Here is a 22,412-nt window from a genome sequence, read left to right as displayed (position 1 = left end):
AGGAAACCATGGGTAACGAGGCCCAGACCCCGGACGCTGCAGCGTCCGTCGATTTCCAGGAAGTCCAGCAAACGGCGCAATTTCAGGAGCTCCGCAGGCGCCACCGCAGTTTTGTCTTTCCTATGGCCATCGCGTTCCTGCTTTGGTACTTCGCATATGTCCTGCTGGCTGACTACGCCGTGGGCTTTATGTCCATCAAGCTGTGGGGCAACATCAACGTGGGCTTGGTCCTAGGCCTGCTGCAATTCGTCACCACCTTCGGAATTACTGCCTGGTACGTCCACTATGCCAACCGGAAGCTGGACCCCATCGCCACAGAAATCCGGAATGAGATCGAAGGCCATGAATTCGATAAGGGCGCAAGCCCGGTAAGTGGGGCAGCAAAATGACGGGCATGGTCCCCATGGTCAACGTTGCCGCGCTGAAGGACACCACACTGTTGAACATGGGCATCTTCGCACTGTTCGTCCTGGTCACCATGGTGATCGTGCTCCGGGCCAGCCGGAACAACAAGACGGCTGCCGACTACTACGCCGCCGGGCGATCCTTCACCGGTTCGCAGAACGGAACCGCGATCGCCGGCGACTACCTCTCCGCTGCTTCTTTCCTCGGGATCACCGGAGCAATCGCCGTCAACGGCTACGACGGCTTCCTGTACTCCATCGGATTCCTTGTCGCGTGGCTCGTGGCATTGCTGCTTGTTGCGGAACTATTGCGCAACACGGGCAAGTTCACCATGGCCGATGTACTCTCGTTCCGGCTGCGCCAGCGCCCGGTGCGGATCGCCGCGGCCCTGTCCACCATGGCCGTCTGCTTCTTCTACCTGCTGGCACAGATGGCCGGCGCCGGAAGCCTGATTTCCTTGCTCCTGGGCATCAGCGATTGGGGCGGGCAAGCCTTGGTGATTGTCGTCGTCGGCGCCCTCATGATCATGTACGTGCTCATCGGCGGAATGAAGGGCACCACCTGGGTGCAGATCATCAAGGCCGTGCTGTTGATTTGCGGTGCAGCTGTCATGACGCTTTGGGTACTGTCCATCTACGGCTTCAACCCGTCCAACCTGTTGGGCGCTGCCGCGGATGCCGCCAAGAACCCCAACGTGCTGAACCCCGGCCTGCAGTACGGCAAGACCGAGACCTCCAAGCTGGACTTCCTGTCCCTTGGTTTGGCCCTGGTCCTCGGCACGGCCGCCTTGCCGCACGTGCTGATGCGCTTCTACACGGTGCCCACCGCCAAGGAAGCCCGTAAGTCGGTGGTCTGGTCCATCTGGCTGATCGGATTGTTCTACCTGTTTACGCTCGTCCTCGGCTACGGCGCTGCGGCACTCGTTGGAGCCGACACCATCAAGTCCGCCCCGGGAGGCGTCAACTCCGCCGCACCGCTCCTCGCGTTCCACCTGGGCGGACCGCTGCTGCTGGGCTTCATCTCCGCCGTCGCGTTCGCCACCATCCTTGCTGTGGTCGCGGGCTTGACCATCACGGCTGCGGCGTCGTTCGCCCACGACATCTATGCGAACGTCATTTCCAAGGGCAAGGCCGACGCCGTGACTGAGGTCAAAGTGGCCCGGCGGACCGTGGTGGTCATCGGGGTCCTGGCGATCCTCGGCGGGATTTTCGCCAACGGCCAGAATGTCGCCTTCCTCGTGGCGCTCGCCTTCGCGGTGGCGGCATCGGCTAATCTGCCGACCATCGTCTACTCCCTGTTCTGGAAGAAGTTCACTACCCAGGGAGCGACCTGGAGCATGTATGGCGGCCTCGCGGCGGCCGTCATCCTGATCGCTTTGTCGCCGGTGGTTTCCGGTGCCAAGACGTCCATGATCCCGGGCGCCAACTTCGCGATCTTCCCGCTGAGCAACCCCGGAATCGTGTCAATTCCGCTCGCGTTCCTGCTTGGTTGGCTCGGTACCATGCTGGACAAGAGGCGTGAAGACGCGGCGAAACAAGCCGAGATGGAGGTCCGGTCACTGACCGGCATCGGAGCCGAGAAAGCGGTGAATCACTAGGAATTTCCTGTAGGCCCAAGAAAGCAGGAATCCCTCCCACGCTTTGGTGTGGGAGGGATTTCTGCTGTCGGTTCGCTGGGGAGGGTTAGTGGTTGTGCCCGCTCGGTATCGAGTGCGATCCGTGCGGGACGGCATGCTGGCCGGCCACCGAGGCGGCCAGCCCCGGCGTCGTCGCTGCTGCGACCACGACGGCGGCGGCAAAGGCTGCCCCCACAAGCGCACCGGTCCGCGGGGGAGCCACTGCCGTTCCGCCGGCGTCGTCGCGGTACCTCCGGGCCAGCCAAGCTGACGATCCCAGCGCCATGAGGACCAGGAAGAGAGCAGCCAGATGCCCGCCGTCGAGCAATCTTTGAGCCACTCCGGCCACTAGCACGGCTACGTGGACCACCACGGCCGCGATGAGTCCGATGGTTGTCGCTTTACGGAACCGGAGCCGTCCGCGTTGCAAGCTCGCGATCGATCCCGCGAGCAGGGCCAGGCCCCAGACCGCGAAGATTCCGCCCGCCCACAGCAGGGGCCCCCGGCTCGAAATGGAGCTTGATGAGATGGAAAGCTCCACGAGGCCGGCCCCCATTTCCGCGAAACACGAAAACAGGGTGATGGACGCTCCGGTGGTCGGTCCTATGGACGTCGCTGCGGCGCCATGGATGGGTGGGTGGTGACAATTTTTTCGGCGCTCAGTTGGTGCGGAGCGTCGCCTTTGTTGTGCGGTTCAGCAACGGCTGCACCCGGAACGGAATCAATTCGCCCATGGACATCGCGGTATCGGTTCGTTCCACGCCGTCGCACGCCAGGATCTTGCCGTTGATCCGGAACAGGTCCTCGGCGTCGAGCGCTACAACCCGCAACAAGAGGTCAGCCGATCCGGTGAGCCCGTACCCCTCCAGAATTTCCGGGATTTCGGCGAGTTCCAAGGCGAGCTGTCCGAGCTTCCGCTGCTGCACGTGTACGGAGATGAACGCCATGAGCGGATAGCCGAGGGCAGCAGGGTTGATGCGCCGTTCGAAGGAGAGGAACGCGTGCTTCTTCTCGAGTTGGGCCATCCGTGCCTGGACTGTATTCCGTGATAGTCCCAGCTTCTGCGCCAAGGCCACCACTGTGCCGCGGGGGTCCTTTGCCATGGCCGAAAGCAGGCGGGTGTCTGTGCCATCCAAAGCTTGCATAATGCGCAACGTTAGCACGGTGTCAGCGGCCAAGACAGGGCAGAATGCGCAGAATTTTCAACGGTGGTTGTACCCAATGAGCATTGTGAGTAGGGTCACAATTAATCCAGGCGAAGACGCCAGGATGCTGGCCCGCGGCTGGATCACAAGTCCATCCCAGGCCTGCGAGCACGAGCTGAAAGGTGCGATCAACTGTGTTGACGGACAAAGCCGGCCAGGACGCCTACAAGGCTCCGAATCCCGGAATCAGTGCAGAAAACCCTCGTCGGACCGGCGGAAACCTGGTCCAACTGATTTCCCCCGAGGGGGAACGCATCAGCCACCCGGAGTTCGATCTCTGGGTCAGCGATGTCACCGACGAGCAGTTGTGCTCGCTGTATGAGGACATGACAGTGATCCGCCGCATCGACGCTGAGGCCACTGCCTTGCAGCGTCAGGGCGAGTTGGCCTTGTGGCCGCCGCTGCTGGGGCAGGAAGCATCGCAAATCGGTTCGGGCAGGGCCCTCCGGGATGACGACTTCGTCTTCCCCAGCTACCGGGACAATGGCGTGGCCTACTGCCGCGGCGTGGAGCCGACGGACCTGGTCCGTGCCTGGCGCGGCAATGCGTCCTCCGGCTGGGACCCGTACCGCCACAACATTGCCACCCAGCAGATCATCATCGGCTCGCAGTCATTGCACGCAACCGGCTACGCCATGGGCATCCAGCACGATGGCGCCGATTCCGTGGCGGTTGCATTCTTCGGCGACGGTGCGACGAGCGAGGGTGACGTCAACGAGGCAATGGTCTTTGCGGCGAGCTTCCAAGTGCCCGTGGTCTTTATCTGCCAGAACAACCATTGGGCCATCTCCGAGCCCGTCCGGATTCAGTCGCACATCCAGATCGCCGACCGTGCGTCAGGCTTCGGAATCCCGAGCATGCGGGTCGACGGGAACGACGTCCTGGCTGTTTTGGCTGTCACCCGAATTGCGCTGGACCGGGCCCGGAAGGGCGGCGGACCTACGTTCATTGAAGCAGTGACTTATCGCATGGGCCCGCACACGACGGCGGACGACCCCACCCGCTACCGCGACGCCAATGAGCTTGAGGACTGGGCGGCCAAGGACCCAATTGCCCGCCTCAAGGCGCTGCTTCGCACCAAGGGCCTGCTGACCGAAGAAGTCGAAGCCAGGACCCAGGCCAAAGCGGACGAGGTGGCCAGGAGCCTGCGGGCAGGTGTCATCAACATGCCGGATCCCGTGCCGCTGGACCTCTTCAACCACGTCTACAGCACGCCCAACTCCTGGATCGAACGCCAGAAGGACCACTACTCCCGCTATCTGGAAAGCTTCAGCGGATCCACCCAGGAAGGTGCACTCTGATGAGCAAGCTGACATTCGCCCGCGCCATCAACGCCGGCCTCCGCAAGTCCCTCGAAAGCGATCCCAAAGTTGTCCTCATGGGCGAGGACATCGGTGCGCTCGGCGGCGTTTTCCGGGTGACCGACGGCCTCCAGAAGGACTTCGGGAAGCACCGGGTAGTTGACACCCCCTTGGCCGAATCCGCGATCATCGGCACGGCTGTCGGGCTGGCCTACCGCGGCTACCGTCCGGTCTGCGAAATCCAATTCGACGGCTTCATCTACCCGGCATTCGACCAGATCGTCAGCCAGGTCGCCAAGATGCACTACCGGACACAGGGCCGCGTGAAGATGCCCATCACCATCCGAGTGCCTTTCGGTGGCGGGATCGGCTCACCCGAGCACCACTCCGAATCCCCGGAGGCCTACTTCACCCACACCTCGGGACTGCGCGTCATCAGCGTCTCCAACCCGCAGGATGCCTACACCATGATCCAGCAGGCCATCGCCTCGGACGATCCGGTGCTGTACTTCGAGCCCAAGCGCCGCTACCACGACAAGGGTGAAGTGGACGAGACGGCAGATCTTTCCACTGCGCTGTCCATGGAAAAGGCCAGGGTGGTCTCCCCAGGCAGCGACGTCACCTTGGTGGCTTATGGCCCGCTCGTGAAGACCGCCAGTGACGCGGCCATGGCCGCCTCCGACGAAGGAATCTCCGTGGAGGTCATCGACCTGCGCTCGCTGGCTCCGATCGACTTCCCGGCAGTGGAGGCGTCCGTCCGCAAGACCGGCCGGCTGGTCATCACCCATGAGGCTGCTCAGTCCGGCGGACTCGGCGCGGAAATCGCCGCGAGCATCACCGAGCGCTGCTTCAACTACCTTGAATCGGCGCCAGTCCGGATCACGGGGTTCGACATCCCGTACCCGTACTCAAAGCTTGAGATGCATCATCTGCCGGACCTGGACAGGATCCTTGACGGCGTGGACCGGGCGCTTGGCCGCGGTAACTCCCTGAGCGGCCTGGAAGGATGAGCGCCACGATGATCAAGGAATTCAGGCTGCCGGACCTCGGCGAGGGACTCACCGAGTCGGAAATTCTCAGCTGGAAGGTTGGGGTGGGGGACACCGTGACCTTGAACCAGGTTATTGCGGAGGTGGAAACGGCCAAGGCCGTGGTTGAGCTTCCCTCGCCTTTCGCGGGAACCGTAGCCGTCCTGCACGAGCAGGCCGGTTCGGTTGTGGAGGTCGGTATGCCGATCGTCTCCTTTGAAGTCGACGACGCCGGAGCCTCGCCTTCAGGTGTTGCAGGTTCCGATGCGGGCACTTCCGGTGGGGTCGCCCCCGCGGGCGGCCCGGTGGAGGCCACGGCGAAACGTGAGCCGAACCTCGTGGGCTATGGCGCAGTCGTCGAAAGGTCCGGACGCCCGGCGCGACGCCAGCGAGGCTTTGACGGAGGCGTCGCCGAACGCGAGCCGGTCCGGGAATTGGTTCCCGCCGTCGAACCCACCACACCGCTCGCGGTTCCAAGCGAGCCGACTGCCGAACAAGAGCGGCCGCGGTCCACCCCTCCGGTCCGCAAGTTGGCCAGGGATCTTGGAATTGACCTTGAGCTGGTGAAGGGAACCGGGCCGGCGGGGCTCATCACCCGTTCGGATGTACAGGACTTCGCGGCTGGGCCACAGGTCCAGATATTGGGCCGCGTCGGTGCTCCGACCGCCCCGACTGCCGGGTTCGCCGTCGGGGTTTCCGGTGAACGCGAGACTCGCACGCCCATCAAGGGAGTTCGCAAATTCACGGCCGCCGCCATGGTGCAAAGTGCATTCACGGCGCCACATGTGACGGAGTTCCTGACCATTGACGTCACGCCCACCATGGAACTGCTGACGCGGCTAAAAGCCAGCCGCGAATTTGCCGGGTACAAGCTGACGCCGTTGACCATCGCGGCCAAGGCTGTGCTTATTGCCCTGCGAAGGAACCCGACGCTGAACTCCCGCTGGGACGAGGCCGCACAGGAGATCGTGCAGTTCAATTACGTGAACCTGGGTATCGCGGCAGCCACGCCGCGGGGACTGACTGTTCCCAACATCAAAGACGCGGACAAGATGACGCTGCTGGAACTGTCCACCGCGTTGTCCGAGCTCACGGACACGGCACGCTCGGGAAAGTCCTCTCCGGCGGATCTCACGGGCGGGACCATCTCGATCACGAACATCGGTGTCTTCGGGATCGACGCAGGAACTCCCATCTTGAACCCGGGCGAGGCTGCCATCGTGGCGCTGGGATCGGTGCGGAAGGCTCCTTGGGTGCACAACGACGAACTCGCGGTGCGCCAGGTGATGTCCCTGAGCCTATCCTTCGACCACCGGTTGGTGGACGGCGAGCAGGGCTCGAAATTCCTGGCCGACCTGGGCGCGATCCTGTCCGATCCGGCAACAGTCATGACGATGATCTAGCCATCGCGGTCGTTTCGACGGTTCCGCGCGCACACCGATCCGTGCAAGCACGATGTTCGCGCAACGCTCGCTCACTTTTGGGCCCAAAATGCTTGACGCTCCTGCACAACTGCCGTCTCGCCGTCGGACAAGTGCAGGAGCGTCCGGTAGAAACGCCCCAAAAGTGAGCGAGCGTCGACTATCGAACGGTCAGTGCCGCCAGTGCCATCCGTTCGAGGATGGGCCGGGCGCTCTTGACCGCCATCCGGCGACCGTGGTGCCGGACGGAGTGGGGAGTCGAGTTGATTAAGCCGAAGGCTGCGTGTGCCCGTACCCGCAGTTCGGCAGGATCCGTGTCCGGATGCAATTCGCCGAGCACTCCCACCCACAGTTCCACGTAGTTACGCTGCAGGGTACGGACCTCGGCTTGGTCGGCATCGCTGAGGTTGCTGAAATCGCGGTCCTGGACCCGGATGACATCGGGATTGCTGAGGGCGAAGTCAACATGGAATTCCACCAGCCCGCGCAACGCGGTTTCGGCGTCGGGGGCCTCGGACACCACGCCGTGGCCGCCGTCGAGCAGATTGCGGCTCACGCTCAGCAGCAGCTCGGCAAGGACGGCCTGTTTTCCGGGGAAATGCCGGTACACGGCCGGTCCGCTGACTCCTGCGGCGGCTCCCAGGTCCTCCAGCGATACGCGGTTGAAGCCGTCTGCGGCGAACAACCCGGCTGCGGCGGTCAGGAGCGCCTTTCGCCGCGTCTCCTTGGCTTGGCTTCTCTGGGTCTGGCTGTCTTGCTTGGGGCTCCGCTGGGCAGGGCCGTCCTGCTGCGGGCTCCGCTGGAAGGTGACCACAATTCCTCCTTATTGCAAGCGTCACATTCAACCTGATGCCGGAACCGAGTTCGGCGTCGAGGTGATGGACAACACAGTTAATAGAGACTAACCTAAATTCCAGTTATGCGGTACTAACTGAGATGGCCTTTTGGCCGGGATGGGACGCAGTCGATGGAGACACTCGCCAGCCAGCTGGATACCAGCAGCGACCAGTTCGCGGCCAACGCGGAGGCGCAGCAGTCCCTGGTGCAGGAGTTGAAGAAGCGACTTGCTGTGGCCGCCCTCGGTGGACCGGAGAAATCGCGCGAGCGGCACATCTCCCGGGGGAAGCTCTTGCCGCGCGAGCGCATCAACTACCTGTTGGACGAGGGCAGTCCGTTCCTGGAGATCGCTCCGTTGGCGGCCAACGGGATGTACAACGATGATTCGCCCGGCGCCGGCGTGATCGCGGGGATCGGCTTGGTCCATGGCCGCCAGGTGATGGTGGTTTCCAACGACGCCACGGTCAAGGGCGGGACGTATTACCCCATGACGGTGAAGAAGCACCTCCGGGCCCAGGAAATAGCCCTGGAGAACAGACTGCCGTGCGTCTACCTCGTCGATTCCGGGGGAGCGTTCCTGCCCAAGCAGGACGAGGTGTTCCCGGACAAGGAGCACTTTGGCCGGATCTTCTTCAACCAGGCGAAGATGTCTGCCGCGAAGATCCCGCAGATCGCCTCGGTCATGGGGTCTTGCACCGCCGGGGGCGCTTATGTCCCGGCCATGAGCGACGAGACGGTCATTGTCCGCAACCAGGGCACCATCTTCCTGGGCGGGCCGCCCCTCGTGAAGGCCGCCATCGGCGAGATCGTCACGGCGGAGGAACTCGGAGGCGGAGACGTGCACTCCAGGATTTCGGGTGTGACTGACCATCTGGCGGAAAACGATGAGCATGCCCTGCAGATCGTCCGTGACATCGTCTCCACGCTGCCCAAGCCGGCCGCCCCGGCATGGGACGTGGACGCCGCCGTCGAGCCTGTTGTTGATCCGGGCGAGATCTATGGTGCCGTTCCCACTGACGTCAACGCGCAGTATGACGTCCGCGAAGTCATCGCCCGTCTGGTGGATGGCTCCAGGTTCCATGAATTCAAGAAGAACTACGGCACCACCCTGGTCACGGGGTTCGCGAAGCTGCACGGCCACCCTGTGGGCATCGTGGCCAACAATGGGGTGCTGTTCAGCGAGTCCTCCCTCAAGGGCGCGCACTTCATTGAGCTCTGCGATCAGCGCGGCATCCCGTTGATCTTCCTGCAGAACCTCTCCGGCTTCATGGTGGGCAAGGACTACGAGCAGGGCGGCATCGCCAAGAACGGCGCCAAGATGGTCACCGCCGTCGCCACCGCACGCGTCCCCAAGCTGACCGTGGTGATCGGCGGTTCCTTCGGCGCCGGAAACTACTCGATGTGCGGCCGAGCCTACTCGCCGCGCTTCCTGTGGATGTGGCCCGCGTCCCGTATTTCCGTCATGGGCGGGAACCAAGCCTCTAGCGTGCTGGCCACCGTCAAGCGGGACCAGTACGAGGCCCGCGGTGAGGAATGGTCTGACGAGGACGAGGAAGCCTTCAAGGCCCCCATCAAGCAGCAATACGAGGACCAAGGCAGCCCTTATTACTCCACCGCCCGGCTCTGGGACGACGGCATCATCGACCCGGCCGACACCCGGCGCGTCCTCGGTATGGCCCTTGATACCGTGTCCCGCCAACCCTTGCCGGAAACCTCCTTCGGCCTCTTCCGGATGTGACCCCGTGACAATCAATTCTTTCGACACCGTCCTTGTCGCCAACCGCGGCGAGATCGCGTGCCGCGTCATCCGCTCCCTCAAGGCCATGGGCATCAGCTCGGTGGCGGTCTATTCAGACGCCGACGCCGGGGCGCGGCACGTGCGCGAAGCGGACACTGCCGTCCGGATCGGCACAGCCGCGGCGGCGGACAGCTACCTGCGGATAGACGCCATCATCGAGGCCTGCCTGCAAAGCGGTGCCCAAGCCGTCCACCCCGGATACGGATTCCTGGCCGAAAACGAGGAGTTCGCCAAGGCCTTGGACGCCGCAGGGATCGCGTTCATCGGCCCCGGCATTGACGCCATCGAGATCATGGGAGACAAGATCCGTTCCAAGAACCACGTCATGTCCTATGGCGTCCCCTGCGTTCCGGGCATCGCCGAACCGGGCCTGAGCGATGCGGAACTGATCAAGGCGGCGCCCGGCGTCGGCTTCCCCCTGCTCATCAAGCCCTCGGCCGGTGGGGGCGGCAAAGGGATGCACATCGTGGAGCGGCTAGAGGATATGGCGGCCACGCTGCTGACCGCCCGCCGCGTGGCGGCGAGCGCCTTCGGTGATGACACCCTGTTCCTGGAGCGGCTCATCCAGGCGCCCCGGCACATCGAGGTCCAGGTCCTTGCCGACAACCATGGCAACGTCATTCACCTTGGCGAGCGCGAATGTTCGCTTCAGCGCCGCCACCAGAAAGTCATCGAGGAGGCGCCGTCCCCCTTGCTGGAGTCCCTGGCGAATGGTGCCGAAGTCCGGGCGCGGATCGGTGAGGCCGCCTGCCAGGCCGCCCGAAGCGTCAAGTACAGCGGTGCGGGAACGGTCGAGTTCCTTGTCTCGGACAAGGATCCGGAGCACTTCTTCTTCATGGAGATGAACACCCGCCTCCAAGTGGAACACCCTGTCACGGAAATGGTGACCGGCGTCGACCTTGTCGAATGGCAAGTGCGCATCGCCGCAGGCGAGGTCCTCACGGTGGCGCAGGCCGACGTCGTGCTTGAGGGCCATGCGATAGAGGCACGCGTCTACGCTGAGGTACCCGAACGCGGTTTCATGCCGTCGATCGGCGAGATCGTGACGCTCCGGGAACGGGCCGGCGACGATCCCCATGTCCGCGTTGACTCCGCCATGCTGCCGGGACTGTCCATCACCGGCGACTACGATCCCATGCTGGCGAAGGTCGTCGCCTGGGGACCGGATCGCAAGGCGGCACTGGACACACTTGACCACGCACTGGGGGACTACACCCTGCTGGGTGTGCACACCAACGTTGAGTACCTGCGGCTCCTGATCAACGACGACGACGTCCGCGCCGGGCGCCTTGACACCGGCTTGATCGAGCGAAAGCTGGAGGGGCTGGAGTTCCGTCAGGTCACGGACGTGGAGTTGATCGCCGCAGCGATCCTCAGCCGTTCGGAGCTGCTGAGCCGACAGGTCCCGGCACCTGTCGGGGCGAAATCGCCCTGGAACACCGCCGATGGCTGGCGAGTCGGCGCTCCCGCACCGTGGAAGACCACCATCGGACTTCCCGACGCCCGCCTGGCCACTGTTGCGCTCACCGGGAACGGTTCGATCATCACGGCGCGCGTGGATGGCGGCGTCGTGCACACTGCAGAGATGCGGACGGGATCCGCGGAACAAGCCGCGCTAGTGCTCGACGGCGTCGAGCACCGTTTCGCACACGGCTCGCCTGCTCCGGGGCGCGAGTCACGCGAACTCTGGCTCGGCAGCGACGGCTGGTCTTGCCGGCTGGAGATCCTGGACCGCGAGGCCCGGCTCGCACGCATCCTCGCGGGCATTCAGCGCGAAGAAGGCGCCGCGGATCCCGAAGTCCGGTCTCCCATGCCGGGAACCGTCGTCTCCGTTTCGGTGCACAACGGCGATCACGTCGAAACCGGCCAGGTCCTCCTTGCCGTGGAAGCGATGAAGATGGAACACCAATTGCTGGCCTCTGTGTCCGGCACCGTGCACCTCAGCAGCAAAACCGGGGACCTCGTCAAGGCCGACCAAGTCCTCGCCACCATCCACGTGGCGGCAGAAGCCACTGAAGAACCCACCCCGGGCCCAACGGGGGAACCGACAGAAAACCAGAAAGACGAGGAAGTCTAGCCATGGCAAGTTTTGAACTCAGCGAGGAATACCAGGACCTGAGCAACTCCGTCCGGGAATTCGCCGACGAGGTAGTGGCCCCGGTGTCCACCAAGCACGACGAGGAACACAGCTTCCCCTATGAAGTCGTCAAGCAGATGGGCGAGATGGGTCTCTTCGGCCTGCCCTTCCCTGAAGAGTTCGGCGGCATGGGCGGGGACTACTTTGCCCTCGCGCTCGCGCTGGAACAGCTGGGCCGGGTGGACCAGTCCGTGGCGATCACCCTTGAAGCAGGCGTATCCTTGGGCGCCATGCCTGTGTACCGCTTCGGTACACAGGCGCAAAAGGAACAGTGGCTGCCGCAGCTGACCTCCGCCGAAGCGCTCGCCGGGTTCGGCCTGACAGAGCCGGAGGCTGGCTCAGACGCAGGCGGCACCAAGACGAACGCACACCTTGAGGACGGCCGCTGGGTCATCAACGGCAACAAGGAGTTCATCACCAACTCCGGGACGGACATCACACGCCTGGTCACCGTCACCGCCGTCACCGGACAGCATGAACGCAAGGACGGGAGCATCAAGAAGGAAATCTCCACCATTCTTGTTCCCACCGACACGCCCGGTTTCACCGCGGAAAAGGCCTACAACAAGGTGGGCTGGAATGCCTCCGACACCCACCCGCTCACGCTGAACAACGTCCGCGTGCCCGAAGAGAACCTGCTCGGTGTCCAGGGGCGGGGTTACGCCAACTTCCTGTCCATCCTGGACGAAGGCCGTATCGCCATCGCCGCGCTCGCCACCGGCGCGGCACAGGGCTGCGTCGAATTGTCCGTGAAATACGCCAAGGAACGTATGGCTTTCGGGCACCACATCGGCAAGTACCAGGCCATTCAGTTCAAGATCGCCCGCATGCAGGCACGGGCCCACACGGCACGCCTGGCCTACTACGATGCGGCCGCGAGGATGCTGGCCGGCAAGCCGTTCAAGACCGAAGCGGCCATCGCTAAGATGGTCGCAGGCGAGGCAGCCATGGACAACGCACGGGACGCCACCCAGGTGTTTGGTGGCTATGGCTTCATCAACGAATTCACGGTGGCACGGCACTACCGCGACTCCAAGATCCTGGAAGTCGGGGAAGGCACCACCGAGGTCCAGTTGATGCTCATCGCCCGCGAGCTGGGCCTTTAACCGTCAGGGAAGGTAAACGATGATCGACAAAGTTGTTGCCAGCGCCGCGGAAGCGGTGAAGGACATCCACGACGGTGCCTCGCTCGCCGTCGGCGGATTCGGCTTGTGCGGTATCCCCGTGGCGCTGATCGATGCGCTCCACGATCAAGGCACCAAGAACCTTGAAACGGTCAGCAACAACTGCGGCGTGGACGACTGGGGCCTGGGTATTTTGCTCAAGGACGGGCGCATCCGCCGGACCATCAGTTCCTATGTTGGCGAGAACAAGGAGTTCGCGCGGCAGTACCTGGCCGGCGAGCTTGAGGTGGTTCTCACCCCGCAAGGAACCCTCGCTGAGAAACTGCGCGCCGGAGGCGCCGGCATCCCCGCGTTCTTCACGGCGGCCGGCGTCGGGACCCAGGTCTCGGAGGGCGGCCTTCCGCAAAAGTACGACGCCGACGGCAATGTTGCGATCGCTTCCGCGCCCAAGGAAGTGCGAACTTTCAACGGCGCGGACTATGTCCTGGAGGAATCCCTGACGCCCGATTTCGGACTGGTCCATGCCTGGAAGGGCGACCGTCACGGGAACCTCGTCTTCCACGCGACGGCCATGAACTTCAATCCGTTGTGCGCCATGGCTGCCCGGATCACCATCGCCGAGGTAGAGGAGCTCGTGGAGCCAGGCGAACTCGATCCGCAGAACATCCACACTCCGGGCATCTTCGTGCAGCGGGTCGTGCTTGCACCGGACACGGAGAAGCGCATCGAAAAGCGGACAGTTGCGTTGACTCCGGCATCTGCTGCGGGCACTACCGAAGCTGCCGGCACTACCGATGAGGCAGGAGCGTAGCCATGGAATCGAACATCACCCAGGATGTGCCGCCGCGTCCCGAGGCGGTCAGGCACGAGTACCGCAGGGCCAACGTTGAACATCACGAAGGCAAGGGCTGGACGCGGAACGAACTGGCCGCCCGCGTGGCCCGCGAGCTCAGCAACGGTCAGTACGTCAACCTGGGGATCGGCATGCCTACCCTGATTCCCAACTACATCCCTGACGGGGTCGAAGTGATCCTGCATTCCGAGAACGGCATCCTGGGCGTCGGCCCCTATCCCGCTGACGATCAAGTGGACCCGGACCTGATCAACGCAGGCAAGGAAACGGTCACCGTCAATGCGGGCGCAGCGTTCTTCGACTCGGCAACATCGTTCGGCATGATCCGTGGCGGCCATGTGGACGTGGCCGTGCTGGGCGCCATGGAGGTTGCGGCCAACGGGGACCTTGCCAATTGGATGATCCCGGGAAAGATGGTCAAGGGCATGGGCGGCGCCATGGATCTCGTGTTCGGCGCGAAGCGGGTGATCGTGATGATGGAGCACGTGGACCGCAACGGCAAGCCCAAAATCGTCAAGGAATGCTCGTTGCCGGTGACGGGGAAAGGCTGCGTGGACCGGATCATCACCGATCTCGCCGTGATTGACGTGGTGTCCGAGGGTGGGGCATCGAGGCTGGTCCTGCGCGAGTTGGCGCCGAATGTGTCTGCAGAGGATGTTGCGGCCGCGACCGGCGTCGAGCTTTTCGAAGAAGACCAGGAGCTGACTGTATGACAGCGAGCCCTGAAACCCCGGGCAAGGCTGGACCCCGAATTATTGAGCAGCGGGGGCTCTACTTCGACGAGCTCGAGGAAGACGTTGTTTACGCCCATCGGCCCGGCCGGACCGTCACGGAAACGGACAACGTATTGTTCACCACACTGACCATGAATACCCAAGCCCTCCATTTGGACGCGGCCTGGAGTGCCACCCAACCATTCGGCCAACGGCTCATGAACTCGATGTTCACGTTGTCCACCATGGTGGGGCAGTCCGTCACGCAGCTGACCCAAGGCACCATCATTGCCCAGCTTGGCCTCACGGACGTCTCTTTTCCGCACCCGCTCTACCACGGCGACACCCTCTACACCGAGACTGTCGTGACCGGGAAGCGGGCGTCGTCGTCGCGTCCCGGGCAGGGCGTCGTGACCATGCAGCACACCGGCCGCAACCAAGACGGAACGGTTGTGGCCTTGGCCACGAGGGCTTGCCTCATGTGGACCCGGACCGCGCATCTCGAGGCGCAACGGGGGACAATCAATACATGACCTTCACGATGGGCCCCGCACTACTTTTCTGCCCCGCCGACCGCCCGGAACGGTACCAAAAGGCCGCCGAGCGTTCCGACGCCGTGATCGTGGACCTCGAGGACGCGGTCGCCCCCGCGGACAAGAAACGCGCCCGGGGCGCCATCCTCGCGCAGCTTGGCTCGGGTGGCGAAACCGCCGAACTCGACCCCAGCCGCACGATTGTGCGCGTCAACCCGGTGGGCACCCCGGACTTCGAGAAGGACATGCACTGTCTCACGCACACGCCGTATCGCACCGTGATGCTGGCCAAGGCCGAGTCCGGCGAACAGCTGAAGGCGCTCGAGGGGTACCATGTCATCGCGCTGTGCGAAACGGCCAAGGGGATCCTCAACGCGAGTGAGATCGCCCAGGCCCCCAACGTCGTCGGGCTCATGTGGGGTGCCGAGGACCTGATCGCCTCCATGGGCGGCACCTCCAGCCGCAAGGACGACGGCGGCTACCGGGCGGTCGCCATGCATTCCCGTTCCGCGGTGCTGCTCGCCGCCAAGGCTGCGGGCAAGGAAGCCATCGATTCGGTCTACGTCGACATCCCCGATCTTGCCGGATTGGCCGTGGAATCCGCAGACGCCGTGGCCAGCGGATTCGGAGCCAAGGCCTGCATCCACCCTAACCAGGTTGCCGTTGTCCGCGAAGCCTACGCACCCTCGCCGGACGCAGTGGCTGCGGCCCGGGAGTTGCTTGAAGCCGCGTCTGCGGCCGGTACCGGGGTATTCCAGTACAAGGGCAAGATGGTGGACGGTCCTATCCTCAAACACGCTGAATCGACGCTGCACAGGGCACGGCTGTCCTGAAGGCCCAGTCCTAGCGTCCGCGCCGCCGCGACGGCGGATGGCCCAAGGGGGCAATGACCTCGTAGAGTTCCATCCGGATCCAACGCTGGCCCGTTTCGCGGAACTCGGCCCTCGTGGCGAAGCGGTAGAGGAAGCTGCGCACCCGCACCCAACGTGGCCGTGCCCCGTCGAACGGGTCCTGGCGCAACAAGCGCAAGGTGGGCCGGTCGGCGTCGAGCAGTTTCCCGAGAAACGCGTAGAACCACTCCTCGTGGACGGTGCGCAAGGGCAGGAACCACATCAACCAGTCGAGGCGCAGGTGGTACGGTGCCCACTGGCGGGGCAGTCGGCGGACGTCGCCGGGTTTGCCCTTGAAGCCGTATTCGCGCCAATCGGCCGCATCGACGGGAACGTCCGCCTGAGTGCCCTCCACCACGATTTCCACCCGGTGCCGCGTGACCGTACCGAACGCTCCGTAGGTGTTGACCAACTGCCAGCGGTTGAAGCTGGCGTTCATGAGCTGCTCCCGCGAGAGCAGGTTGCGGATGGGCCAATAGCTGAGCACCAGGAGGAGCACAGTCACCGCGAGTACGACGGCGAGCCACCACACCGGAGTCTGCGGAACCGCTGCGGCGGCCGGGTTGCGCTGCTGTGGAATGGACGGCAGCACTACATGCGCCGCGGGATCGCTCACTGCAGCGAAGGCAAGCACGATCGCGGACCAGTTGAGCCACGCGAAGTTCCCGCTCCCCACAAGCCAAAGCTGCGTGAAGACGACGATTCCGGCGGCAATGCTGGCCAGCGGCTGTGGAGCGAACAGGAAGAACGGCACCACGAGTTGGGCGAAGTGGTTGCCGAGCACTTCCACGCGGTGAAGGGGCTTGGGCAGGAGGTGCGCTTGGCGGCTCAACGGTCCGGGCATTGGCTGCGTCTCGTGGTGGTAGTACAGGGCGGTTAAATCACGCCACTCGCTTCCGCCATGGATCTTGATCATGCCTGCGCCGAACTCCAGCCTGAACAACAGCCACACGAGCAGCACGAGGATGGTCTTAGGCGGGGGAGTCTGGTCCGAACCGAGGAATGCAACCGTGAATCCCATTTCGAGCAGCAGCATCTCCCAGCCGAAGCCGTAGAAGGTCTGGCCAACGTTCACGATCGACATGTAGAGCAGCCACAGAGCCAGGAACGCGGCCAGCGGAAGCCACGGTGGGCCAAGCTGCGGCAGCCCGCCCACGAGCGTCAAGGAAATGGCGAGTCCGGTGCCGCAGACTGCGCGGAGCAAGGAGTCCGAATACTTCCACCGGAAAAGGCTGGGCCGGCGCAAGATCCTGTGACCGTCCACGTACCGCGGGACAGGAAGAAGCCCATGTTCACCGAGGAGCGCCGGGAATTGGTTGAGGCTGGACAGAAACGCGATGAAGTAGAGCGCGGCCGTGCCGCGCTGGAGCACCTGCCGGGCGAATTCATAGTCCGGCGCCTCGAACCACGAGACCCAGTCCACAAACCAACGCTACGCCTGGGGTGCGGGATACTTAAGCAATGCAGCCGCGCAAGATCATTCTCCTCGGGTCCACTGGTTCCATTGGCACACAGGCGATTGAGGTGGTCGACGCCGCTCCCCACCTGTTCGAGGTCGTGGCACTGAGCGCAGGTGGCGGCAACCTGGAACTGATCGCGCAGCAGGCCGTCCACACCAAGGCCCAGGCAGTCGGCATCGCCTACGGCGACGCCCATGAACTCCAGAAACTCATCGGCGCTGCCGCCTCGGCCGCCGGACTCAGGAACTATGATCCGGCGATCATCACAGGGCCAGACGCGTCCACCAAGATTGCCGCGATCGAGGCGGACGTCGTACTCAACGGCATCACGGGTTCCATCGGCTTGGCCCCCACGCTGGCGGCGCTCAAGTCCGGCGCCACCCTCGCTTTGGCCAACAAGGAATCCCTGATTGTGGGCGGTGCTCTTGTGAAGGCCGCGGCAGCCGTTGACCAGATCGTACCCGTGGATTCCGAACACTCGGCCATTGCCCAGTGCCTCCGCGCGGGAGCTGACAACGAGGTTGAAAAACTCATCCTGACAGCTTCCGGCGGTCCGTTCCGGGGCCGGAACCGCGAGCAACTCCGCGACGTTACGCCGGCCGAGGCTCTTGCCCACCCCACGTGGGATATGGGCCTGATGGTCACCACCAACTCAGCCAGCCTGGTCAACAAAGGCCTGGAAGTCATCGAAGCGCATCTTCTGTTCGGTGTCCCTTTGGACAGGATCGAGGTCGTGGTGCACCCGCAGTCAGTGGTGCACTCCATGGTGGAGTTCGTGGATGGCTCCATCATCGCCCAGGCTTCGCCGCCGGACATGCGGCTGCCCATCGCCCTTGGACTGGGGTGGCCGGACCGCGTGCCCCGAGCCGCCAAGGCCTGCGACTGGACCCAGGCCACCAGTTGGACGTTCGAACCCCTTGACTCGGTAGCATTCCCCGCGGTGGAACTGGCCAAGGACGCCGCGAAGCAAGGCAGTACTTTCCCGGCTGTCTTCAACGCGGCCAACGAGGAAGCCGTTGAAGCCTTCCATGCCGGCAGGATCCGGTTCACGGATATTGTGGACACGGTGGAGTCCGTCCTCAGCGAACATTCAGGATCCTTGGAGCTGACGGTGGACTCGGTGTTGGATGCTGAGAGATGGGCACGCACGCGCACCCACGATCGTTTAGCCAGCAGCACCTTTTAGGAAGCAGTACTTAAGGCATGAATCCCGTTATCCTGTTCATTCTCGGAGTCGTCTTCGTCGCGATCGGCGTGGCCGTCTCCATCGCGCTGCACGAGGTGGGGCATCTCGTGCCCGCCAAGCTTTTCAAAGTGCGCGTCACGAAGTACATGATCGGTTTCGGTCCTACACTCTGGTCCACCCGGAAAGGCGAGACCGAATACGGTTTCAAGGCCATTTCGCTCGGCGGCTACGTCTCCATGATCGGCATGTACCCGCCCAACCAGGACGATGGCAGCGTGCGTCCGTCCAGCACCGGCATGTTCCAAACCCTTGCCACCGAGGCCCGGTCCGCGGCCCATGAGGACGTCGGCCCGGGTGATGAGAACAGGGTCTTCTACAGGCTGCCGGTCTGGAAAAAGATCATCATCATGCTGGGCGGCCCGGCGATGAACCTGCTCATTGGCCTTGTGCTGACCGCGGTGTTGCTCATGGGCTTCGGTGTATCCACCGCCACTACCACCATTGCCAATGTGTCCAAGTGCCAGGTGAAAGCGGGAGAGACCGTTGATCCCAATTCGCCGAACTGCCAGCTGACCCCGGCGGCGGTCGCCAAGCTCCAACCCAACGACGTTGTCACCAGCTTCGACGGGAAGACTGTCACCAGCTGGGCTGAAATGAGCAGCTGGATCCGGGCTTCCGCCGGCAAGGCCGTCCAAATCACCGTGGAGCGTGACGGCAAGAGCGTCACCTCCCAAGTAACCCCGGTCCTTTCCGCTCGCCCTGTCATTGGAGACAACGGTCAGCAGGCCAAAGGCGCGGACGGCAAGCCGCTGTATGAGGAAGTCGGGTTCCTCGGCATCGGTGCCCAGAACGCCATGGTGCCCCAGCCGGCGTCGACCGTTCTTCCGATGGCTGGCGAGAACATCAAGCAAATCGCCGGAGTCATCCTCAACTTGCCCGCCAGGGTGGTCGGCGTGGCGCAGGCGGCCTTCAGCTCTGAGCCGCGCGATCCGAACGGTCCCATCAGTGTGGTGGGAGTCGGCCGGGTAGCCGGTGAAGTCGCTGCCATGGATCAGGTTCCGCTGCAATCGCGCGTCGGAGCGCTCGTTGGACTGCTAGCGGGACTGAACTTCGCGCTCGCCGTCTTCAACCTGGTTCCGCTGTTGCCGCTCGACGGCGGACATGTGGCCGGCGCGCTCTATGAGGGAGCCCGGCGTCGGATCGCCAAGCTGCGCGGCAAGCCGGATCCCGGCGCTTTCGACATCGCCAAGCTCCTGCCGCTGACGTATGTCGTGGCCAGCGTGCTGATGGCCATGGGGGCGCTGCTGATCTACGCCGACATCGTCAAGCCCGTCAATATCTTTGGCTGATCTTGCAGGTGCCGGAGCGCGCGGTGGACGCCCCGGATTGGGCTGGCCTCTGAACTGTACTGGGGGGATAGGCTATCCATATGACTGTTTTCGCTGTTGAGTACGTGTACGACGCCGAGTCCGCTGAGGTGCGCGACGCGAACCGCACCGCCCACCGCGCCTGGCTCGCCGGCCTTGCCGAGCAGGGGACCTTGCTGGCGAGTGGCCCTTACGCCGACGGTGCGGGGGCGCTTTTGCTGCTCAAAGCCGCAGACGAGTCCGAGCTGAACGCCACGCTGAAAACGGACCCCTTCGCCGCCGTACAAGGGATTGCAGGCATCCGGACGTCGGAGTGGAATCCCATTATCGGAGTGCTCTCCGCCCACGCTTCCTAGCCGCTTGACCGGACGGGGCCCGGAACCCAACCCCACGATCCACCCACTTCAACCCAAGGAGTCCACGTGACCTCGGTCAGCCTGGGAATGCCATCAGCCCCGCCCCCCGTTCTCGCGCCCCGCCGCAAGACCCGCCAGATCAAGGTGGGTTCGGTGGGCGTCGGCTCCGATTCACCCATCAGCGTTCAATCGATGACCACCACCCCCACCACGGACATCAACGCCACGCTGCAACAGATCGCGGAGCTGACGGCGTCCGGCTGTGACATCGTGCGTGTCGCTTGCCCTTCGGCGGATGACGCCGAGGCGCTGCCGATCATTGCCCGCAAGTCGCAGATCCCGGTCATCGCGGACATCCACTTCCAGCCCAAATACGTCTTCGCCGCGATCGAGGCCGGTTGCGCCGCGGTACGGGTCAATCCGGGCAACATCCGCAAGTTCGACGACCAGGTGAAGGAAATCGCCAGGGCCGCCAAGGACCACGGGACTTCCATCCGGATCGGCGTCAACGCAGGATCCCTGGAGCCCGGCATCCTGAAGAAGTACGGCAAGGCCACACCGGAAGCCCTCGTGGAATCGGCAGTTTGGGAAGCCTCCCTGTTCGAAGAACACGGCTTCCACGATTTCAAGATCTCGGTCAAGCACAACGACCCCGTGATCATGGTGGCGGCCTACGAGATGCTTGCCGAAAAGGGCGACTGGCCCCTGCACCTTGGGGTGACCGAGGCCGGCCCGGCGTTCCAGGGGACCATCAAGTCCGCAACGGCCTTCGGTGCACTTCTGTCCCGCGGCATTGGCGACACGATCCGCGTGTCCCTGTCTGCGCCGCCCGTTGAGGAAATCAAGGTAGGCAACCAGATCCTGCAGTCCCTCAACCTGCGCCCGCGCAAGTTGGAAATCGTCTCCTGCCCCTCGTGCGGACGCGCCCAGGTGGACGTCTACACGCTCGCCGAGCAGGTCACTGCCGGACTTGAAGGAATGGAGATTCCGCTTCGCGTCGCCGTCATGGGTTGCGTCGTGAACGGTCCGGGTGAGGCTCGCGAAGCCGATCTGGGCGTTGCTTCCGGAAACGGCAAGGGGCAGATCTTTGTGAAGGGTGAAGTCATCAAGACTGTTCCCGAGAGCCAGATTGTTGAGACACTGATCGAAGAGGCCATGCGTATCGCTGAAGAGATGGGGGAGGCCGATGGCGAAGATGCTGTCAAGGGTAGCCCCGTGGTTAGCGTCTCGTAACGAGGCTGGCGCCGATGGGATTTCCGTCCGGGTGCTCGGCGCCGCCGACACCCGGTCTCTTCGCGCGCTCGCGATGGAAGACGCAGTAGCGAACGTCTTCATTTTGGCGCACCTTGACTCGTCGGGGAGCGCCGCCCCTACTTCCGGCGGCGCGAGCGTGTTCGGAGTGTTCGACGGCGACACCTTGGTGGGTGCCTGCTGGGCCGGTGCCAATCTGGTTCCGGTGCAGCTCGACCCGGAAGTGGCTGCCCGCGTGGCCTCAGCTGCGCACCGGGCGGGCCGTCGCTATGCCTCCATCTTCGGGCCCGCGGAGTCGGTGTTGGCACTTCACTCCCGGTTGGAGCAACTGGGTCATTTCGCCCATGAGGTCCGTGCCGACCAGCCGCTTTTGGCAATATCGGGCCCACCCGCTGTCCAAGCCAACCCGGAACTCTGTTTTGGAGACATCGCGGACTTTGACCGCATCCTGCCCGCTTGTGCAGCCATGTTCGAAGAAGAAGTGGGTTATTCGCCCTTTCTGGGGAGCGAAGACTTTTACAGCCGCCGGGTGGCCGGGCTGATCCGGCAAGGCCATTCCTTGGTGCACATCGACGGTGGAACCGTGAAGTTCAAAGCCGAACTCGGTGCCGTCACAGCCCAGGCAACCCAGGTCCAGGGCGTCTGGATGAACCCCGAGTTCCGCGGCCAAGGACTCAGTGCCGGCTACATGGCGGGCGTGGTTGTCCTGGCCCAGAAGTTCGCGCCAATCACCAGCCTTTACGTCAACGAATACAACACCAGGGCGCGCGCTACGTATGAGCGGGTCGGTTTCCAACGCCTCGGAACCTTCGCTACCGTTCTGTACTGACCAACGCTGCACACCGGCCCAACTGTCCCCACCGCCGCCCTCGCCTCGCAAGCTCGGCCAGGGAACCCTGGCGGCGTGGGCCCCCGCATTTGTTGTCGTTTTG

21 protein-coding genes are annotated in these 22,412 nt (G+C 63.7%); 17 read left to right on the top strand and 4 right to left on the bottom strand.

The annotated features are described in order from the left end of the window. Positions 1 to 8: 8 nt before the first annotated feature. Positions 9 to 389 (top strand): DUF485 domain-containing protein, encoded by a 381-nt coding sequence (locus AC3ANQ_RS15705; RefSeq protein WP_488301893.1) that lies wholly within the window; start codon positions 9 to 11, stop codon positions 387 to 389. Then, positions 386 to 2,002: a solute symporter family protein gene (locus AC3ANQ_RS15700; RefSeq protein ID WP_488301892.1), complete on the top strand. Its 1,617-nt coding sequence runs from the start codon at positions 386 to 388 to the stop codon at positions 2,000 to 2,002. Before AC3ANQ_RS15705 ends, AC3ANQ_RS15700 begins: the two co-directional genes overlap by 4 nt. A gap of 85 nt (positions 2,003 to 2,087) precedes the next feature. On the opposite strand, the gene AC3ANQ_RS15695 is transcribed toward AC3ANQ_RS15700, so the two are convergent. Continuing rightward, positions 2,088 to 2,561 carry a hypothetical protein gene (locus tag AC3ANQ_RS15695; RefSeq protein WP_488301891.1) on the bottom strand — a complete coding sequence of 158 codons (474 nt, stop codon included), beginning with the start codon at positions 2,559 to 2,561 and terminating at the stop codon, positions 2,088 to 2,090. A gap of 118 nt (positions 2,562 to 2,679) precedes the next feature. Next, positions 2,680 to 3,165 (bottom strand): Lrp/AsnC family transcriptional regulator, encoded by a 486-nt coding sequence (locus AC3ANQ_RS15690; protein ID WP_488301890.1) that lies wholly within the window; start codon positions 3,163 to 3,165, stop codon positions 2,680 to 2,682. Positions 3,166 to 3,359: 194 nt separating this feature from the next. Here AC3ANQ_RS15690 and pdhA point away from each other — a divergent pair, with 194 nt between their 5' ends. The 3 genes from pdhA to AC3ANQ_RS15675 are packed head-to-tail and all read left to right on the top strand — an operon-like array spanning position 3,360 to position 6,957. Beyond that, positions 3,360 to 4,526, top strand: coding sequence for a pyruvate dehydrogenase (acetyl-transferring) E1 component subunit alpha (pdhA, locus tag AC3ANQ_RS15685; protein WP_488301889.1), 1,167 nt, complete (start codon positions 3,360 to 3,362; stop codon positions 4,524 to 4,526). Beyond that, a complete protein-coding gene (locus tag AC3ANQ_RS15680) occupies positions 4,526 to 5,536 on the top strand; it encodes an alpha-ketoacid dehydrogenase subunit beta (protein WP_488301888.1) in 1,011 nt (336 codons plus the stop codon). Before pdhA ends, AC3ANQ_RS15680 begins: the two co-directional genes overlap by 1 nt. Then, entirely contained in the window at positions 5,533 to 6,957 is a 1,425-nt protein-coding gene (locus AC3ANQ_RS15675) for a dihydrolipoamide acetyltransferase family protein (protein ID WP_488301887.1), read from the top strand. Before AC3ANQ_RS15680 ends, AC3ANQ_RS15675 begins: the two co-directional genes overlap by 4 nt. Before the next feature lie 178 nt (positions 6,958 to 7,135). Here the strand turns inward: AC3ANQ_RS15675 and AC3ANQ_RS15670 are convergent, their stop codons facing one another. Beyond that, the gene (locus AC3ANQ_RS15670; protein ID WP_488301886.1) at positions 7,136 to 7,789 is read right to left on the bottom strand and encodes an SACE_7040 family transcriptional regulator; all 654 of its coding nucleotides are present in this window, start codon (positions 7,787 to 7,789) and stop codon (positions 7,136 to 7,138) included. Between the two features lie 153 nt (positions 7,790 to 7,942). Here AC3ANQ_RS15670 and AC3ANQ_RS15665 point away from each other — a divergent pair, with 153 nt between their 5' ends. The 7 genes from AC3ANQ_RS15665 to AC3ANQ_RS15635 are packed head-to-tail and all read left to right on the top strand — an operon-like array spanning position 7,943 to position 15,803. Beyond that, complete coding sequence (locus AC3ANQ_RS15665) at positions 7,943 to 9,550, top strand: carboxyl transferase domain-containing protein (protein ID WP_488301885.1); 1,608 nt, start codon at positions 7,943 to 7,945, stop codon at positions 9,548 to 9,550. A gap of 4 nt (positions 9,551 to 9,554) precedes the next feature. Further along, positions 9,555 to 11,687: an acetyl/propionyl/methylcrotonyl-CoA carboxylase subunit alpha gene (locus AC3ANQ_RS15660; protein ID WP_488301884.1), complete on the top strand. Its 2,133-nt coding sequence runs from the start codon at positions 9,555 to 9,557 to the stop codon at positions 11,685 to 11,687. A gap of 2 nt (positions 11,688 to 11,689) precedes the next feature. Then, a complete protein-coding gene (locus AC3ANQ_RS15655; protein ID WP_268023187.1) occupies positions 11,690 to 12,853 on the top strand; it encodes an acyl-CoA dehydrogenase family protein in 1,164 nt (387 codons plus the stop codon). Between the two features lie 19 nt (positions 12,854 to 12,872). Next, positions 12,873 to 13,682, top strand: a complete 810-nt coding sequence (locus tag AC3ANQ_RS15650; RefSeq protein ID WP_488301883.1) for a CoA transferase subunit A — start codon at positions 12,873 to 12,875, stop codon at positions 13,680 to 13,682. Positions 13,683 to 13,684: 2 nt separating this feature from the next. Next, positions 13,685 to 14,437 carry a CoA transferase subunit B gene (locus AC3ANQ_RS15645; RefSeq protein WP_488301882.1) on the top strand — a complete coding sequence of 251 codons (753 nt, stop codon included), beginning with the start codon at positions 13,685 to 13,687 and terminating at the stop codon, positions 14,435 to 14,437. After that, a complete protein-coding gene (locus AC3ANQ_RS15640; RefSeq protein WP_488301881.1) occupies positions 14,434 to 14,970 on the top strand; it encodes a MaoC family dehydratase in 537 nt (178 codons plus the stop codon). Before AC3ANQ_RS15645 ends, AC3ANQ_RS15640 begins: the two co-directional genes overlap by 4 nt. After that, entirely contained in the window at positions 14,967 to 15,803 is an 837-nt protein-coding gene (locus tag AC3ANQ_RS15635; protein WP_488301880.1) for an HpcH/HpaI aldolase/citrate lyase family protein, read from the top strand. The genes AC3ANQ_RS15640 and AC3ANQ_RS15635 overlap by 4 nt, the downstream gene beginning before the upstream one ends. A 10-nt stretch (positions 15,804 to 15,813) precedes the next feature. Here the strand turns inward: AC3ANQ_RS15635 and AC3ANQ_RS15630 are convergent, their stop codons facing one another. Then, on the bottom strand, positions 15,814 to 17,283 hold the full coding sequence (locus tag AC3ANQ_RS15630; protein WP_488301879.1) for a lipase maturation factor family protein: 1,470 nt from the start codon (positions 17,281 to 17,283) through the stop codon (positions 15,814 to 15,816). Positions 17,284 to 17,321: 38 nt separating this feature from the next. On the opposite strand from AC3ANQ_RS15630, the gene dxr reads away from it, so the two are divergent. The 5 genes from dxr (at position 17,322) to AC3ANQ_RS15605 (ending at position 22,309) form a co-directional block, all read left to right on the top strand. Continuing rightward, entirely contained in the window at positions 17,322 to 18,506 is a 1,185-nt protein-coding gene (dxr, locus tag AC3ANQ_RS15625; protein WP_488301878.1) for a 1-deoxy-D-xylulose-5-phosphate reductoisomerase, read from the top strand. 17 nt (positions 18,507 to 18,523) lie between these two features. Then, positions 18,524 to 19,855 carry a M50 family metallopeptidase gene (locus AC3ANQ_RS15620; protein WP_488301877.1) on the top strand — a complete coding sequence of 444 codons (1,332 nt, stop codon included), beginning with the start codon at positions 18,524 to 18,526 and terminating at the stop codon, positions 19,853 to 19,855. A gap of 80 nt (positions 19,856 to 19,935) precedes the next feature. Beyond that, the gene (locus AC3ANQ_RS15615; RefSeq protein ID WP_488301876.1) at positions 19,936 to 20,229 is read left to right on the top strand and encodes a YciI family protein; all 294 of its coding nucleotides are present in this window, start codon (positions 19,936 to 19,938) and stop codon (positions 20,227 to 20,229) included. 66 nt (positions 20,230 to 20,295) lie between these two features. Further along, entirely contained in the window at positions 20,296 to 21,462 is a 1,167-nt protein-coding gene (ispG, locus tag AC3ANQ_RS15610; RefSeq protein WP_078026403.1) for a flavodoxin-dependent (E)-4-hydroxy-3-methylbut-2-enyl-diphosphate synthase, read from the top strand. Further along, the gene (locus AC3ANQ_RS15605; protein ID WP_488305343.1) at positions 21,425 to 22,309 is read left to right on the top strand and encodes a GNAT family N-acetyltransferase; all 885 of its coding nucleotides are present in this window, start codon (positions 21,425 to 21,427) and stop codon (positions 22,307 to 22,309) included. Before ispG ends, AC3ANQ_RS15605 begins: the two co-directional genes overlap by 38 nt. The last annotated feature ends 103 nt before the right edge of the window (positions 22,310 to 22,412 follow it).

The organism is Arthrobacter sp. DMZ02-1R (assembly GCF_057747935.1).
Note: the sequence above shows the minus strand (reverse complement) of the source record. Positions and strands in the feature narration are given on the sequence as shown.

Coding starts and splice junctions, on each gene's coding strand:
- AC3ANQ_RS15705 (WP_488301893.1), top strand. CDS start 9: ATGGGTAACGAGGCCCAGACCCCGGACGCTGCAGCGTCCGTCGATTTC.
- AC3ANQ_RS15635 (WP_488301880.1), top strand. CDS start 14,967: ATGACCTTCACGATGGGCCCCGCACTACTTTTCTGCCCCGCCGACCGC.
- AC3ANQ_RS15650 (WP_488301883.1), top strand. CDS start 12,873: ATGATCGACAAAGTTGTTGCCAGCGCCGCGGAAGCGGTGAAGGACATC.
- dxr (WP_488301878.1), top strand. CDS start 17,322: ATGCAGCCGCGCAAGATCATTCTCCTCGGGTCCACTGGTTCCATTGGC.
- AC3ANQ_RS15700 (WP_488301892.1), top strand. CDS start 386: ATGACGGGCATGGTCCCCATGGTCAACGTTGCCGCGCTGAAGGACACC.
- AC3ANQ_RS15615 (WP_488301876.1), top strand. CDS start 19,936: ATGACTGTTTTCGCTGTTGAGTACGTGTACGACGCCGAGTCCGCTGAG.
- AC3ANQ_RS15645 (WP_488301882.1), top strand. CDS start 13,685: ATGGAATCGAACATCACCCAGGATGTGCCGCCGCGTCCCGAGGCGGTC.
- AC3ANQ_RS15680 (WP_488301888.1), top strand. CDS start 4,526: ATGAGCAAGCTGACATTCGCCCGCGCCATCAACGCCGGCCTCCGCAAG.
- AC3ANQ_RS15655 (WP_268023187.1), top strand. CDS start 11,690: ATGGCAAGTTTTGAACTCAGCGAGGAATACCAGGACCTGAGCAACTCC.
- AC3ANQ_RS15605 (WP_488305343.1), top strand. CDS start 21,425: ATGCTGTCAAGGGTAGCCCCGTGGTTAGCGTCTCGTAACGAGGCTGGC.
- AC3ANQ_RS15675 (WP_488301887.1), top strand. CDS start 5,533: ATGAGCGCCACGATGATCAAGGAATTCAGGCTGCCGGACCTCGGCGAG.
- AC3ANQ_RS15640 (WP_488301881.1), top strand. CDS start 14,434: ATGACAGCGAGCCCTGAAACCCCGGGCAAGGCTGGACCCCGAATTATT.
- AC3ANQ_RS15665 (WP_488301885.1), top strand. CDS start 7,943: ATGGAGACACTCGCCAGCCAGCTGGATACCAGCAGCGACCAGTTCGCG.
- AC3ANQ_RS15620 (WP_488301877.1), top strand. CDS start 18,524: ATGAATCCCGTTATCCTGTTCATTCTCGGAGTCGTCTTCGTCGCGATC.
- AC3ANQ_RS15690 (WP_488301890.1), bottom strand. CDS start 3,165: ATGCAAGCTTTGGATGGCACAGACACCCGCCTGCTTTCGGCCATGGCA.